General features: G+C 65.0%; 10 protein-coding genes. 3 read left to right on the top strand and 7 right to left on the bottom strand.

Annotated features, from left to right (window positions below):
• Nucleotides 1-49 precede the first annotated feature (49 nt).
• Nucleotides 50-742, top strand: a complete 693-nt coding sequence (locus VSX79_RS05880; RefSeq protein WP_326914762.1) for a TetR/AcrR family transcriptional regulator — start codon at nt 50-52, stop codon at nt 740-742.
• A gap of 77 nt (nt 743-819) precedes the next feature.
• Here VSX79_RS05880 and VSX79_RS05875 read toward each other — a convergent pair whose 3' ends face one another.
• The 3 genes from VSX79_RS05875 to VSX79_RS05865 all read right to left on the bottom strand — a co-directional run bounded on the left by VSX79_RS05875 (nt 820) and on the right by VSX79_RS05865 (nt 7,060).
• A complete protein-coding gene (locus VSX79_RS05875; protein ID WP_326914761.1) occupies nt 820-2,973 on the bottom strand; it encodes a molybdopterin-containing oxidoreductase family protein in 2,154 nt (717 codons plus the stop codon).
• Nucleotides 2,974-3,194: 221 nt separating this feature from the next.
• Complete coding sequence (locus tag VSX79_RS05870) at nt 3,195-4,484, bottom strand: metallophosphoesterase family protein (RefSeq protein ID WP_326914760.1); 1,290 nt, start codon at nt 4,482-4,484, stop codon at nt 3,195-3,197.
• A 119-nt stretch (nt 4,485-4,603) separates the two neighbouring features.
• Nucleotides 4,604-7,060 carry a TonB-dependent receptor gene (locus VSX79_RS05865; protein ID WP_326914759.1) on the bottom strand — a complete coding sequence of 819 codons (2,457 nt, stop codon included), beginning with the start codon at nt 7,058-7,060 and terminating at the stop codon, nt 4,604-4,606.
• Between the two features lie 69 nt (nt 7,061-7,129).
• On the opposite strand from VSX79_RS05865, the gene VSX79_RS05860 reads away from it, so the two are divergent.
• Nucleotides 7,130-8,401 carry a spinster family MFS transporter gene (locus VSX79_RS05860; RefSeq protein WP_326914758.1) on the top strand — a complete coding sequence of 424 codons (1,272 nt, stop codon included), beginning with the start codon at nt 7,130-7,132 and terminating at the stop codon, nt 8,399-8,401.
• Nucleotides 8,402-8,726: 325 nt separating this feature from the next.
• On the opposite strand, the gene VSX79_RS05855 is transcribed toward VSX79_RS05860, so the two are convergent.
• The 4 genes from VSX79_RS05855 to VSX79_RS05840 all read right to left on the bottom strand — a co-directional run bounded on the left by VSX79_RS05855 (nt 8,727) and on the right by VSX79_RS05840 (nt 13,913).
• Entirely contained in the window at nt 8,727-10,154 is a 1,428-nt protein-coding gene (locus VSX79_RS05855; protein ID WP_326914757.1) for an aldehyde dehydrogenase family protein, read from the bottom strand.
• 24 nt (nt 10,155-10,178) lie between these two features.
• Nucleotides 10,179-11,291, bottom strand: a complete 1,113-nt coding sequence (locus VSX79_RS05850) for an NAD(P)-dependent alcohol dehydrogenase (protein WP_326914756.1) — start codon at nt 11,289-11,291, stop codon at nt 10,179-10,181.
• On the bottom strand, nt 11,288-12,187 hold the full coding sequence (locus VSX79_RS05845; protein ID WP_326914755.1) for an alpha/beta hydrolase: 900 nt from the start codon (nt 12,185-12,187) through the stop codon (nt 11,288-11,290). The genes VSX79_RS05850 and VSX79_RS05845 overlap by 4 nt, the downstream gene beginning before the upstream one ends.
• Before the next feature lie 85 nt (nt 12,188-12,272).
• Nucleotides 12,273-13,913 (bottom strand): AMP-binding protein, encoded by a 1,641-nt coding sequence (locus tag VSX79_RS05840; protein ID WP_326914754.1) that lies wholly within the window; start codon nt 13,911-13,913, stop codon nt 12,273-12,275.
• A 107-nt stretch (nt 13,914-14,020) separates the two neighbouring features.
• Here VSX79_RS05840 and VSX79_RS05835 point away from each other — a divergent pair, with 107 nt between their 5' ends.
• A complete protein-coding gene (locus VSX79_RS05835) occupies nt 14,021-15,043 on the top strand; it encodes an AraC family transcriptional regulator (RefSeq protein ID WP_326914753.1) in 1,023 nt (340 codons plus the stop codon).
• Nucleotides 15,044-15,118 lie beyond the last annotated feature (75 nt).

Here is a 15,118-nt window from a genome sequence, read left to right as displayed (position 1 = left end):
GTTGCCAATATCTGGGAAAGAAGCTAGCGAAGAAGGTCAATCCTATTCGATGGTCAACCAGGTGGAAGATATAATAGACGTCAAACCGAGCCCGCCGCCCAAAAGCGGGCGGGGAGCGCGCGGCCCTCATAGCGTCCGGCGTGAGAACACGCGCAGCCGGGTGCTCGCCGCCGCGGTCGAGTGCCTGCACGAGACGGGATATGCCGGCGCGAGTACGCTCGCGGTCGCCAAGCGCGCCGGCGTGAGCCGCGGCGCCTTGATGAAACAATTCCAGAGCAAGGCGACCCTTTTCGCCGACCTTGTCGAGCATCTACTCGACGAGATGCGCGAGGAAACGGTGAGCTATGTCCGCAAGTTCCCATACGGCCTGCCGCGCATCATGGCCCGGGTCGATCATGTCTGGGAACTCTACAAGAAGCCCAAAGCGCTCGCGATGGTCGAAGTCATGCTCGGCGCGCGCGGCGACCCAGAGCTTTCCGAACGCCTGTCCCGGGTCGGCCGCACCCGCCAGCTCATCGAGCGGCAATTGCTCGGGGAGGAATTCAAGGAGATGGGCCTGACCGATCGCCGCGCCGCGGGCCTTGCCATCATCCAGATGACCGCGGCCGTTCGCGGCCTCGCCCTCGAGCGCCTCCTCAATCGTGACAGCCCCTCGATCGACGACGCCTTCGCATTGCAGAAGCGTCAGACCGAGGAGTTTTTCCGCGCGCTTCTCGAAGCATCGGCCGCGGCCAAAAGCTGAGCCTGTCCGGTACCAGGCGCGACCGCCGGCCGCGCGTCGCGTCCGGCCGGCCGATCGATGCCCGGCGGCGCGGCCTCTCAGGCGGGGGTTACGGTGACCGCGATGCCGTCGAGATGCGCCATTCCCGATACCTGCTCGAAATCCCCTGGCCGCGCCGAAGCGAGCAGGTTGATGTTGACGCCGGGCAATTCGGCGGCGCGCCGCCAGCCGCCCTTGTGCCCCCATCCGTGCGGATAGTTCACCGAACCACGTACGACATCCTCGCTGATCTCGGCTTCGACCTCAAGCGAGGCAATGGCCGTGCTGATGCGCACGCGCGCTCCGTTGGCGATCTGGCGATCGCGGGCATCGTCGGGATGCATCAGCAGCGTCGGCTTTTCCGAGCGAACAAGCCGCTCGACATTGTGCATCCAGCTGTTCAGCGAACCGAGTTTGCGGCGGCCGAAGAGATAGAGCGTGTCCGCGCCCTCTTGCGCCCGCTCGGCGAGAAGCCGCTCGAGTTCGGCGTCGGTGACCTCGTGCCACAGCCGCACGCGGCCGTTCTCCGTTCGCACGCGCGTCCATGATGCGGCAGCGTCCACCCGGTCGGCGACGCGCGCGCCGTGGGGAAATTCCTCGCGCAGCCTCGCGATCGACAAGCCTTCGGGCTTCGTCCCGAACCTGTCGCCATAGGCGCCCATGCGCAGCAGCGTGTCGGCAGCCTCCATCAGCCCGGGGCGCGGCGTCTCGCTTGTACCCAGCGCCGCGAACAGGCCCGGCAAGCCGAGCCGTTCGAGGATTTCGTCATAGACGTCAGATTCGAGCCGCGCCTCGCCGCGCGGCCCGATGACCGGCGGCGTATATTGCACCCAGGGCCGCACCGCGTTGGTGACCCAGAGGTCGGTCAGATCCTCGCGCTCGTAGAAGGTCATGGCGGGCAGGATATAGTCGGCGTGCCGCGATGTCTCCGTCATGTAGAAGTCGATCGAGACGAGCAGTTCGAGCTCCTCCAATGCCGCCGCCGTCTTGTCGCCCTCGGGATAGGAGTGGACGGGATTACCGCAGTCGACGAACAGGGCCTTCATCCGCCCCTGCCCTGGCGTCGTGATCTCGTCCGCCAGCGTGCCGCCGGGCGTATAGTTCAGGATCAGCGGGAAATTGCCGATGCGCGAGCGCTGCGCGCCATAGGGCGGAAAGGGTGTCGGGACGTCGGGGTTCGCGATCGGCGATATGCCCGTCACCCAGCCGCCGGGCTGGCCGAACCGGCCCGCGACGACGTTCAGCGATTCGATGAGAATATTGGTGAGCGTCGAGTAGCGGCCGCGATTGGTTCCGACCCGTCCGTAGCAGGCGGATGTGCGCGCGCGAACAAAGCGCTCCGCAAGGTCGCGGATCGTCCCGGGCGCGATGCCGCAGCGCCCGGCGGCCACCTCGGGCGTGAGGGGACGTAGCGCCGCGCGCAGATCGGTCCAGCCGGCGGTGCGCGTCTCGAGCAGTTCGCGGGCTTCCAGTTCCCGCGCGAAAATATGATTGAGCATCGCGGCGAGCAGCCAAGCGTCGCTGTCGGGACGGACGGCGACATGCTCGAAGCGCCTCGCGGTCTCAGTGCGGCGCGGATCGACGACGACCACCCCGCCCCGCTCGTGGATCGCCTGCAATTTGTGCAGCGCCCGCGGCTCCGAGATGATCGACATGTGCGACACCATCGGGTTCGCACCGAGCAAGATCAGGAAATCGCACTCCTCGAGGTCGGGAAAGGTCCAGTGCACCGGGCTTCCGAACAGAAGCTCCTGCGCCAGATTCTTAGCGCCGGTGTCGACATGGAGCGCATTGAAAATCTTCGCGGGTCCAAGCGCCCGCCCGAACGAGCTTGCATAGCTGTAATGGAGCGTCGCAAAGGACGCGGGATTGCCGGCATAGACGCCAACAGCGCCGCCACCGTCGCGATCGAGCACCGTCTTCAGCCGCGCCGCGATGTCGCCCAGCGCCTCGTCCCAGCTCACGGGTGTAAATTCGCCCGGGCCGCCCGTGCGCTTCAGCGGCGCGAGGACGCGGTCAGGGTCATAGGTGATCGAGACCATGCCCGGCCCCTTGACGCACAGATGGCCCTCGGAAACGGGGTGCGCCCGGTCGGGTCCGACCTTGACGATCACCCCGTCCCGGACTTCCGCCACGAGGCCGCATTGCGCCTCGCAAAGGCGGCAATAGGTGATGTGGGAGCCGTCCGCTCCCGCTGCCAAACGATCAGCCATCCTCAGTCCTGCCTTTTGCCGGGGCCATTCAACTCCAAGCATTACAGGTCATCGCCGGACGACCGATTGTCCGGCGATGACCCTCGGAGCCCCGGTGACTGTGGGGCCAATCGGGGCTCCGCCCCCTTCTCGGGCCGCCTCGCCGCGCCGTTGGCGCCAGAGCTGGAACGGGTTTTCGCGAAAGCCGTTCGCTGCCGGGCCTCAAGCGGAAAGAGCGGCCATCACTTGCGCTTGCCCTTGCCCTTGACCCGGGCCGAGGCGAAGCGGCTGTAGAAATCGTCGAGATCGATTGTGAACTCGTCGGAGGCGACGAATTCCTCGTCGGTTGCCGTCGGCTTTTCCTTCTCCTTGTAGAAGGCCGAATAGGTCGGGAGCTTGGACGCCGTCGTCTTGTAATAGGTCGAAATCGTGCTCACGCGCACGCTCGCCTGTTCGCCCGACAGGTCGAATTTCATCAGCCGCATCCAACCGTCGCCGATCGTCTCGCGTTCGGCCGCGCGCGCCGGCGCCGCGGTCACGAACGACTGCCGCCGCCCCTGATAGTCCGACATCACCTGGTAGACCTTGTGACCGAACTTGTTGAGGTCGACGCGGCGCGACTGCCCATATTGATGAGCGCTGAGCATGAGAAAGATCTGGTCGTTCTGCGACAGAAACTTGTCCCAGACATCCTGCGGGTTGTTGTGCACCGGATCGACCGCCTTGAAGTCGACCGCGGCGATTTCCTTCCGCTCGGCGGCGGGATTGAGATAGCTGTGCGTGCTGACGATCGTCGGAACGCCAGGATAGCGCTTGATCACGCCTTCGGCCCATTTGAGCACCTCGTCCGACGGCGCCATCTCGAAGCCGATATGCAGGAAGCGAAATCCGCCCGCCTCGAAGACCTGCGCGCTGTTGGCGCCGCCATTGAAGCTGTCCACATACCAGGGCTTCTTCTTGAAGAAGGGCGTGTCCGCACCGAACACCGAGTTCCAGTTCTTGAGGCCGCCATAAGCGAGCATGCCGTAGGGAAATCCGTCCTTGCCCTCGGGATAGCGTGAATCGGACCAGTTGGAATCATAGTCATGATTGCCGGGGACGACCGAGAAGGGAAGCTTGCCGGAAATCATTTCATAGCCCTTGCGCGCCGTCGGCATTTCGACCGTTAGCACGCGCTGGTCGGGATAGATTTGCGGCAGGTTCGTGATGAAGCTGTCGACATGCTTGTGACCCTTCGCCGCATATTCGGGCGTCATGCGCTGGCTTGCATGCTGCCAAACATCGCCCAGCGCTGTGGCGAAAGCGATATCGCCGCCCTCGGACTCCGCGTTGGCGGCGATATATTGCATCTGGTCGAAGAAAAGTTCGCGCGCATCGAACGGGAAGCCTTCCTCGGTCTGGTGGCGATAGTCGGTATAATATTGGGTGTCGGGGACGACCGCGATCGTGAATTTTCCGTCCTCGGCCTGCGCCGCCGCCTGCGACGCGCCGAGCACGGCAAGCAGCGTAAGCACAATATGTTTGATCGACATGATATCCGCCTTCCCAAAACGCCTTCAGAGCCGCCCGGCGGAACGCCGGACGACTCTGAAAACCTCATTAAATAATCTGCTGGAGCATCGGTCCTGTTTTCCTCAAAACCGGCCGCGCTCTAGAATTCGTACCGCACGCCGCCGCCGAAGAGCCGCGGCGATCCAACCAGCCGCTGAGGCCCGTTGCGGTCGACCGCATAAACCTCGTCGGTGAGATTGCGAACATAGGCAAATACCGACCAGCCGGCATCCGACGACAGTTCGCCGCGCAAGCCGAACAGCGTATAGGAGGGCACCCGCGACGAAGCCACATTGCTCAGACGTTTGAATTCGGCGCTCTTGTGGCGCGCATCCAACGTCGTCGTGAACTCCAGCCCGCCACCAAGCTGAAGCTTGTGAACGAGCGATGCGTTGCCGGTCTTGTGCGGCGCGGCCGGAAGATCGTTGCCGAGATTCGCCGCCACCTGCGCAGGTGTGCCGATGAAGTCGGTGATCCGGCTGTCGAGCAGCGTGCCGCCCGCCTCGAAACGCAGGCTGTGCAGGTCATTGTCGATCAGATTGAACCCGACCTGCAAATCGACGCCGTAGAGGACCGATTTGCCGACGTTGATGCGAATGTTCGGCGTAGTCGTCCCCGGCGGCGAGCCGGCCGGAGGCGGAAGCTGCGTGAACGCCTGCAATTCGGACAGATCATAGTAGAAGGCGTCGACCGAGGCGTAGAAGCGGCCATCGGTCGAAACCTTCAGCCCCGCTTCATAGGCTTTGACCTTTTCAGGCCGGAGCGGCAGTGCTTCCACCGGGCTGAAGATCGACGATCCGTCGAAACCGCCCGCCTTGTAGCCCGTGCCATAGGAGGCATAGATCTTGACCTCGTCGATGGGCTTGTAAGACAGCGTCAGCCGTCCCGAGAGATTATTGTCGCTCGTCTTGTTGTCGAAGAACACCGGTATTGCGGGAAAGCGCGCGGGGGCCACCGAAACGCCATAAGGATTGAGATCGATCGTCGATCCTGCGAAGCGGGCCTTGTCGTCGGTATAGCGAAGACCGCCGGTCACCGTGAACTTGTCGGTGATCGGCCAGTCGACCTGACCGAACACAGCACGGCTCTTGCGTGTTTGCCTATAGTTGGTGCGAACGATCGACGCGGCGGAGTCGGTCTCGTCGAGGTCGGTCAGGAAATCGACCGTGTCGTTGACCCCGTAAACGCCGACAACCCAGTTCGCCGGGCCGATGTCGCCCGCGAGACGGGCCTCGATCGACTTCTGGGTCACGCGGTCGCTGAAATCATAATCGAACGCCCGGAACGGGCCGCCGGTGGTGCCATTCACGGAGCGCTTGCCACGTTGATAGCCAAGGACCGTCGTGAAGGTGATATCATCCGTAAGCGGCTGCTCGTAATTGAGCGACCCGCCGGTCATCCGGATGTCGCGCGTGGCATAGAAGGACGAATAGAAGGTGTAGGGATCATCATCGGGCTCGAGGAAGCCGTTGTTCGAGACACCCTGAACGCTGTCCGAAACCTGATTCTCGCCCTGATCGCGGCTCGTGAACACCTTGAGCTTGAGCCTGCCGTCGGTAGGCATGTTCCAGAGCAGCGTGCCGCGGATCGCCATCATGTCGCGGTCGCCCCATCCGTCGCGCGCGCCCGGATCGGGAATGGCCGGCGTGCCGGCAAAAAACTGCCTGCCGGCGAACGAGCCAGCGCCCTTGCCGTTCATATAACCGCCGCCCCAATCGCCGACCACGGCGATGCGCGCCGAGATATCGTCCGTGAGCGCGCCGCCGACCGCGGCCTCGACGCGATATCGCCCGTAGCTGCCGAACTCAGCCGTCCCATATCCGTTCAAATCCTTGCCCGGATCGCGGGTGATGACGTTGATCACGCCCGCGGTGCTGTTGCGGCCATAGAGCGTGCCCTGTGGGCCCTTCAGCACTTCGACGCGTTCGACGTCGAAGAAAGGAAGTGATAGAAAGAGGTTGGACGTCTGGTAGACATCGTCGAGGTGCAACGCCGCCGACGAACTGCCGTTCGGGCGATAATCGTCGCTGCCGCCGAGACCGCGCACCGAGATGACCTTGGACGCGCTGCCGCCGAAATCGGACGTGATGCTGACGCCGGGCGTCTGTTCGACGATCCCTTCGAAATCGCTAACCCCGCGCTCCTCGATATAAGCGCCGCTGAAGGCCGAGATCGCCGCCGGAACGTCCGCCAGGCGCGACGCGCGCTTCTGAGCCGTCACGACGATGTCCTGACTGTCGCGCTGACCTTCTGGAATCGATGATGTTTCCTGATTATCGCTCGATTGTGCATAAGCCGGTGCTGCGCCGACGAGCGCGACCGCAGCCGCCGCCCCCGCAAAAACCAGCTTTTCCTGCAAACGAAGCTTCGCCCTTTTAGACATGCCTACCTCCCATTTCCCTTTGTCTATTATCAAATCGGCCTCTTCGGACCGTCGCGATTTTCCCGGGCTGGGAGGCCTTGGCCTGCGCCACCTTCTCCGCCCGTAACCTTCACGCCCATTTTTGATACGCGATTCTGAATCAGGAATCAATACGGATTCCAAAATCACTTGCATCGGCCCATCCGCTAATCCTAGTATCGCCGCCGAGCCCGCGACGAAGGATCGCGGCAAAGGGGTATGAGGATGAGAGATCTGACGGGCACTCAAAGCGCGCCTGCCTATGGCGGACGAACCGCCATATTCGCCGTTGCCGTGCTGACGATGGTGAGCTTCTTCAACTATATGGACCGCATGGTCCTCGCCGTGGTGCTCGAGCCGATGAAGCACGAGCTCGGCCTCTCGGATTCGGAGCTCGGCCTGCTCTCGGGCGTCGCCTTCGCGGTGGTCTATGCCACGATGGGCATTCCGCTCGGCCGCCTCGCCGACCGCACGAATCGCACGCGCCTTCTCGCGGTCTGCCTCGGCTTCTGGAGCATCATGACCTTCACGACCGGCCTTGCGCGGAATTTCACCCAGGTCTTCATGGCGCGCGTCGGCGTCGGTATCGGCGAAGCCGGATGCGCGCCCGCGGCGCATTCGCTGATCGGAGATTATTTCCCGGCCCATCGACGTGCCATCGGGATCAGCCTCTTCCAGGCCGGGGGGATCGCCGGGGTGAGCATCGGACTGATGGTCGCGGGGGCGATCGCCCATTCCTATGGATGGCGCGCCGCGCTGATGGTCGCGGGCCTTGCCAGCCTGCCGCTCGTGGTCCTGCTGCTCATGTTGCCCGAGCCCACCCATGAGTCGGCCGAAGTGGGGCAAGCCACCAAGGAAAGTCTCTGGGCGTCGCTCGCGATCCTTCTTCGCCGCCGCGCCTTCCTGCATCTCAACCTCGGCCTCGGCATCAGCTCGTTCGGCATCTACGGGATCGGACAGTGGCAAACCACGTTCCTCATACGCTCGATGGAACTCGACCTCCAGGTCGCGGGCTTCTGGTCCGGGCTCTCGCATGGCACGGGCGGGATCATCGGCGTCATCGGCGTCGGCGCGCTGACATCCTATCTGATGCGCCGCGATCATCGATGGGAACTCTGGATCCCGGCCGCGGGCTATAGCGCCTCTGCCCCGGCCTTTGCCGCGGCTTTCCTTGCGACCGACTGGAAGCTTTGCGTCGTGCTGCTGACGGCAGGGGTCGCGCTGTCGCTTTCGACGAGCGGCGTCGCGCTGTCCGCGCTGCAAAGCTTCGCCGAGCCCTGGCGCCGGGGAACCGCGGTTGCCGTCGCGCTGTTCACATCGGCAATGATCGGGCTTGGCCTCGGTCCCTACAGCATCGGCTTGCTCAGCGACCTTCTCGCGCCGACGCAAGGTGTCGAGAGCCTTCGCTATGCACTCCTCGCGTCTTGCATCAGCCTGGTGTGGGCCGGCTGGCACTTCATGCTCGCATCGCGCTGGGCCATCAGAGATCGCGTATGAAAACGCACCCTTAAACAGCAAATAGCGCGCCGCAGCGCCATGCCGCTGCGGCGCAATGCGTCCGTCACTCGCGCGCCCTTGGCCCCGGGATTGCTTTAGGACGAGATAGCGGATCGGGGCCGGCAGGCGACTTTGAACGGCTGACCAAGGGCCCTTCGCTTCCGGCCTCGCCTTGCCGGGCCCGCTGGCTCCGCGAGGAGCCCGGCAATCCCGGCGTCTCCACAGAAACAGCCGCGCTGCGAGGCTTGTGCGGACGATCTCCGTGAAATGCGCTATGCCCCCGCGTGCGCGGGAAAATCGTGGACCGGGATCGATAGCGACGACGTCAAGCCGCCGTTTTCTTCCGCCGCACGATCGTCTGGGCATTGGTATATTCGAGGAGGCCATCGAGCCCGCCCTCGACGCCGACGCCCGACTGCTTCATGCCGCCGAAGGCCGCCGTCGGAGAGAGATGCTGGGTTTCGTTGACCCAGACGGTGCCGCTCGCGATGCGCTCTGCGATCGCGAACGCTTTGTCCTCGTCGCGGCCCCAGACCGAGCCGCCGAGACCATATTCGCTGGCATTGGCGCGCGCGACGACATCGTCGAAGTCGTCGAACTTGATCAGCGGCAGGACGGGGCCGAACTGCTCTTCCTGGACGATGCGGCTGTCCTCGGGCGGGTTGTCGAGGATGGTGACCGGGATGAAATAACCGGGCACATCGGCCGCCTCGCCGCCGACAAGAAATGTATAGCCCTTGTCCCTGGCATCCTCGATCAGCTCGAGAACGCGGGCGTATTGCGCGGCATTGTTGATCGGGCCGATCTGCGTCCCCTGCTCCGAGCCATCGCCGACCTTCACCGTGCTGGCATAAGCGACGAGCGCATCCTTCAGCGGCTCGTAGATGTCGCGGTGCACATACATGCGCTTGGTTGCGACGCAGATCTGGCCGTTGTTGCGGAAGGCGGCCCAGAACAATTCCTCGGCGACTTTCTCGACATCGACATCGGGCATGACGATCGCGGCATCATTGCCGCCGAGTTCGAGTGTCACGCGCTTCAGCGTCGGCGCCGCCGATTCCATCACGCGGCGGCCGGTCGCGGTCGATCCGGTGAAGCTGATCTTGTCGAAGCCTGGATGGCTCGTCATCCAGGGGCCAAGCGCATCGCCGCCGCTGATGATGTTGAGCACGCCTGGCGGCAGCAGATCCTTCACCAACTCGCCGAACTTCAGCGTCGAGAGCGGCGTGAACGGCGAGGGCTTGAGCACCATCGTATTGCCCGCGAGCAGCGCGGGGCCGACCTTGAACATCGCGAGCAGCAGCGGAAAGTTCCACGGCGAAATCGCCCCGACCACGCCGAGCGGCACGTGCCGCGTCTCGCTATAGCGCTCGGCGCTGTCCTCGTTGACCGTCACCGGCATGTCGAGGCTGGCGGCGCCCATCAGCCAATAGCCCGCTCCCATGATCTCGCCCGCAGCCTCGGCGTGCGGCTTGCCCTGCTCGGCGGTGAGCAGGCGCTTGAGCGCGTCCGCTTCTGCCATAACCGCCCGTCCCATCGCATTGAGCGCCGCCTTGCGCTCGGCGATCGGCGTTGCGGCCCAGTCCGGAAAGGCGGCGCGCGCCGCAGCGATGGCGCGATCGAGGTCATCCTTGCTCGCATCGGGGGCACTGCCGATGACCTGCTCGGTCGCCGGGTTGAGCACGTCGAAACGCGCGCTGCCTCCGTCGAGCCTGCCGCCGATCAGCATCGCATAGTCGCAGTCGAATTCCATCGTCACTCTCCGCTTGTCTGTGTTTCAGGGGATCAGCACGACCTTGATGCATTCGCCGCGCGCCTGTGCCGCGACCGCTTCGTTGATCTGGTCGAGGGGGAAGGTCTTGATGAGCCGATCGAAGGGAAAACGCCCGGCGGCGTGATGCGCGATCAGTTCGGGGATGAAGCTTTGCGGATCGCTGTCGCCCTCGATGATCCCGATGATCCGGTGCCCGGGCGTCATCAGCGCGGTGATCCGGATATTGAGCGCGGCGTCGGCTTTCGACGGCACCCCGACGAGGCCGATCGCGCCATGGCTGCCGAGCGCCGCAAGCCCCGCCTCGATGACGGGGACGACGCCGCTGGTGTCGAACGCAAAGTCGAGGCCGGCGGGGACGATCGCGCGGAGCGCCGCGGCAAGCTCGCCCGCCTCGGCGGGGTCGATGACATGCGTCGCACCAAGCTCTTGTCCGATATTGCGCCGCGCCGCGATCGGTTCGACAAGAATGATCGTCGCGCAACCCTGGATCACCGCGCCCATCACCGCCGCGAGCCCGACCGGGCCGCCGCCGAAGATCGCGATACTCGATCCCGCCGGACAGGCGAGCGAGTTCATCACCCCGCCCGCGCCCGTCTGGAAACCGCAGCCGAGCGGCCCGAGCAGTTCGAGCGCGACCTCCGACGTATCGACTTTCACGACGTTGCGTGCGCGCGTCACGGTGAGCGCCGAGAAGGAGGACTGGCCGAAGAAATGCGAGGTGACGCGTTCGTCGCCCTTGGCATAAGCCGTCGACCCATCGTCGAGCCGCATCCCCGCATAGTTCAGCGGGACAAAATTCTGGCAATAGCTCGGCAGATGCTCGACGCAGCGCGGGCAGGCACCGCAGCTCGAAAAGCCGACGACGACCGCGTCGCCCACGCTCAGCCCTTCGACGCCTTCGCCGATCGCCTCGATCACCCCGGCGCCTTCATGGCCGAGGATGCCCGGCAGCGCGAACGGTGCGAACTGGTCGCGGAAGATGAGATCGGTATGACAAAGGCCGACGCCAGCTATCGCCACGCGCACTTCGCCCGCGCGCGGTGCTTCGACCTCGATCGTCTCGAGGGTGAACGCGCCGCCGGGCTCGCGCACCACCGCCGCCACCGCTTCGGTCATTCGCGCGCTCCCTTCCCGGCTCCGGCGATGAAGTCGCCGATCGCCGCGCGGCTGCGCGCGGACGCCTGGGTGGCCGGAAACAGGGTCAGGAAGGCGTGGAAGGCACCGGGCTCCTCGTGCCGGACAACCGGCACGCCCGCCTGCGCGAGCGCATCCGCATAGCGGGCGCCCTCGTCGGCGAACAAGTCCTGCCCCGCCGTGACGACGAGCGCGGGCGGGAGATTTTCGAGCCGTCCCGCCAGCGGCGCGAAGCGGATGTCCGAGCGGTCGGCGCGATCGGGAACATAAAGATCATAATAGGCCGCGATTTCGTCCCGCCCCATCAAGGGCGGCACGAAGGCGTGCATCGAAGCCCCGTCTACATCGCCGGCGACCGAGGGATAGATCAATATCTGCCCGTCGATCCGGGGGGCGCCGCGATCGCGCGCGATCTGCGCCGTTACCGCGGCGAGATTGCCGCCGGCGCTGTCGCCGAGCAGGAACAGCGGGCCGTCGGCCTCGATCTCGCCGACCACCGCCCAGGCGTCCTCGACCGCCGCGGGAAAGGGATTTTCCGGGGCCAGCCGATATTCCACCGATACGACATCGTGCCCGGTCAACTCGGCAAGCGAGCGTGCGAAATGGTCGTAGTCGGCAACGCTGCCGACCGTCCAGCCGCCGCCGTGAAAGAGGATGATCGTGCCGCGCGCGGCTTCTTGCGGCGTGTAGACGCGGACCGGAACGCCGCCGATGTCACAATCCTCGACACGGACCATCTCGGGCCCGCCCTTGGGCGAAAGCTGCGAGAGCAGCGCCCGGATCGGGGCGACCTCGCCGCTCAGGATGCTCGGACCCGAGCCGCCGGCCAGCGCCGCCGCGATCGCGACCATTTCGGGATCGATTGCAGGCGCGCTCACTGGAGAACGCCCGATATTGCCCCGACCATGGTCATCCTTCTCACCGATATGTCTCCCATTTCTTTCGGATCCGGCGCGCCCGCGCTCATTGCGAGCGGTCGCGCTCGGCGGTCCGCATCAGATATTTCTGGACCTTGCCCGACGGCGTCATCGGCAAGGCGTCCACGAAGCGGACGATCGCGGGCGTCTTGAAATGCGCCAATTGTCCCTTGCAATAGGCCGCGACGTCCGCGGCACCGAGCGCCGATCCCGGCGCCCGAACGATCCACGCGCATACGGCCTCGCCCAACTTCGGGTCGCTCACGCCGATGACGGCGACATCGGTCACGTCGGGATGGCTGTAGAGATATTCCTCGATTTCGCGCGGGCTGATATTTTCCCCGCCGCGAATGATCATGTCCTTCGCGCGGCCGGTGATGCGGACAAATCCCTCGCCGTCGATCGACGCGAGGTCGCCCGAGTGCATAAAGCCGTCGGCATCGATCGCGTTGGCGGTGGCCTCCGGATCGTTCCAATAGCCGCTCATCACCGAATAGCCGCGCGTGCACAATTCGCCTTCGACCCCGCGCGGCACGGTGCGCCCCGCTTCGTCGACGATCTTGACCTCAAGATGCGGCATCACCCGGCCCACCGTTTCGATCCGCGCCTCGAGCGGATCGTCGGGGAGGGTCTGGGTGCTGACGGGGCTGGTCTCGGTCATTCCATAGGCGATGGTGATATCGCCCATATGCATGCGATCGATCACGCGCCGCATGACCTCCACCGGGCAGGTCGCGCCCGCCATGATCCCGCCCCGCAGCGAGCCGAGGTCATAGGCGCCGAAGTCCGGCACGGCGAGCATCGCGATGAACATCGTCGGCACGCCGTAGCAATGGGTGCATCGCTCATTCGCGATGCTGCGAAGGCTGGCCACCGGGTCGAAGCCCGGCGCGGGATAGACCATCGCCGCACCGTGCGTCACGCAGGCGAGATTTCCCATCACCATGCCGAAGCAATGATAGAGCGGGACGGGAATGCAGAGCCGGTCGCCCGCGCGCAGCCCCGCGCGAACGCCGACCGCCGCGCCATTGTTGAGGATGTTGCGGTGCGAGAGCGTGACGCCTTTCGGCCGCCCCGTCGTGCCGCTGGTGAACTGGATATTGACGGCGTCGCGCGGGTCGGGGGCGACATCGTCCAGGATCGCCAGGTCGCCCGACGATATATCGTCAAACCGCAGCCATCCCTCGGGAGCCGGTTCGTCCAGCATGATACGCCATTCCAGCGCGGGCGCCTCGATCTGTGCCAGTTCCTCGGCATAATCGATGTCCTTGAACCCCTTGACGCTGACCAGCGCGCGGGCCTGCGAGAGCGCCAGCACATGCGCGAGTTCCTGCCGGCGATAGGCGGTGTTGAAGGTGACGAAGACCAGTCCGGCGCGCGCCGTCGCAAATTGCAGCAGGGTCCAGGCCGCGCAATTGGGTGCCCAGATCGCCACGCGGTCGCCGCACCGCAGCCCCAGATGCAGGAGGCCCGCCGCCAGCCGGTCGACGCGTGCGTCGAAGTCCGCGAAGGACCAGCGCACACCCTCGGCGCTCGATATGAGCGCATCAGCTTGCGGCCAGTCCGATGCGGCCTGGCGCAGCGCTTCGCCGATCGTGATTTCCAGCAACGGGCTATCGCCGGGACCTTCGACATAAGCGTCCGCAACGCCGCTTGCCGCATCTCCGAGGCTCGTCGCGCCCGTCATCACTCTCTCCTCTTCGTCATTATTTGCCGTCAACATGGGCTGTCGGGGGTCATTCATCTTGACATATTGCGCCTCGATCATGACAAGCTGCGCCAAAGGAGAGGATCGTGGACGACGCCGACGCCGGAGCGCTGCGCCAGTTCATCAGTTTCGCGCGCATGTCGGGACTGGATCTGGATGCCATTCTCGATGACGAACTGCGCGCGATCGCGGCGTCCGCCGCGCACGCCGAACGCGTGCCGGCGCATGCGATCGTCGATATGCTCCAGATTTGTGCGGCCGTCGCGGGGCGCCCCGACCTCGGCGTCGCCTTTGCCCAATGGGGCAATATTCGTGGCTACGGCCCCTTGAGCCTGCTGTGGGACCATTGCCCGACGATGGCCGACGCGATCCGCGTGAACGCACGCTTTGGCGATCTCGAGAGCCGGGCGGTGACGTCGACGCTCGACAGGGACGGCGACGAGGTGGCGATCCGGCACGTTCTCCTGGTCCCGGCACGCTATGGAGGAACGCAGTTCATCGAGTCGATCATGCTTCTCTCGACCCGGCTCGGGCGGCTCATTCTGGGGGAAAACTGGTCGCCGCTTCGCGCCGAGTTCCAGCATTCGGCGCCGGGCGACTACCGCATCCACCGCCAGCTGTTCCGCTGTCCCCTCGAATATGGCGCCGAGCGGTCGGCCGTCGTCGTCAGCCGCGACGACATCCGTCGCCCCACCCCGCACGGCAATGCCCATCTACTGGCCTTTCTGGAGCAGCATCTCGAAAGCGTCCGGCGCGCGATGCCGGTCGATTTCGTGGGCCAGGTGGATCAGATGATCGCCGCCAATCTGGCATCGGGCGAGGCGAGCATCGCCCGCATCGCGATGCTGCTTCGCGTGAGCCGCCGCACCTTGCAAAGAAGCCTCGAGCAAAAGGGGACGAACTTCAGCGAGCGGCTCGATGCGGCGCGCCGCCGGGTGGTGGACGATTATTTCCGCACTGAAAAGCGGCCGAACCTGACCTTGCTCGCTTATCGGCTGGGATATAGCGATGCGAGCGCGGCATCGCGCTTCCTGCGCACGCATATGGACATCGGCGTCCGGCAGTTCGCCGCGCGCCAGCAGGACAGCGGCGCCGTCCCGCGCCCGTAGCGCGGCAAAAAAAGAGGAAGGGCTGGCCCGATCCCCGCCGACAGGTTCGGAACCGCCCGCAGCCCCCGCCTTCGG

It is taken from the genome of Sphingopyxis chilensis (assembly GCF_035930445.1).
In the GTDB taxonomy this organism is placed as follows: domain Bacteria; phylum Pseudomonadota; class Alphaproteobacteria; order Sphingomonadales; family Sphingomonadaceae; genus Sphingopyxis; species Sphingopyxis chilensis.
This window is presented reverse-complemented; position numbering and strand designations above follow the sequence as displayed.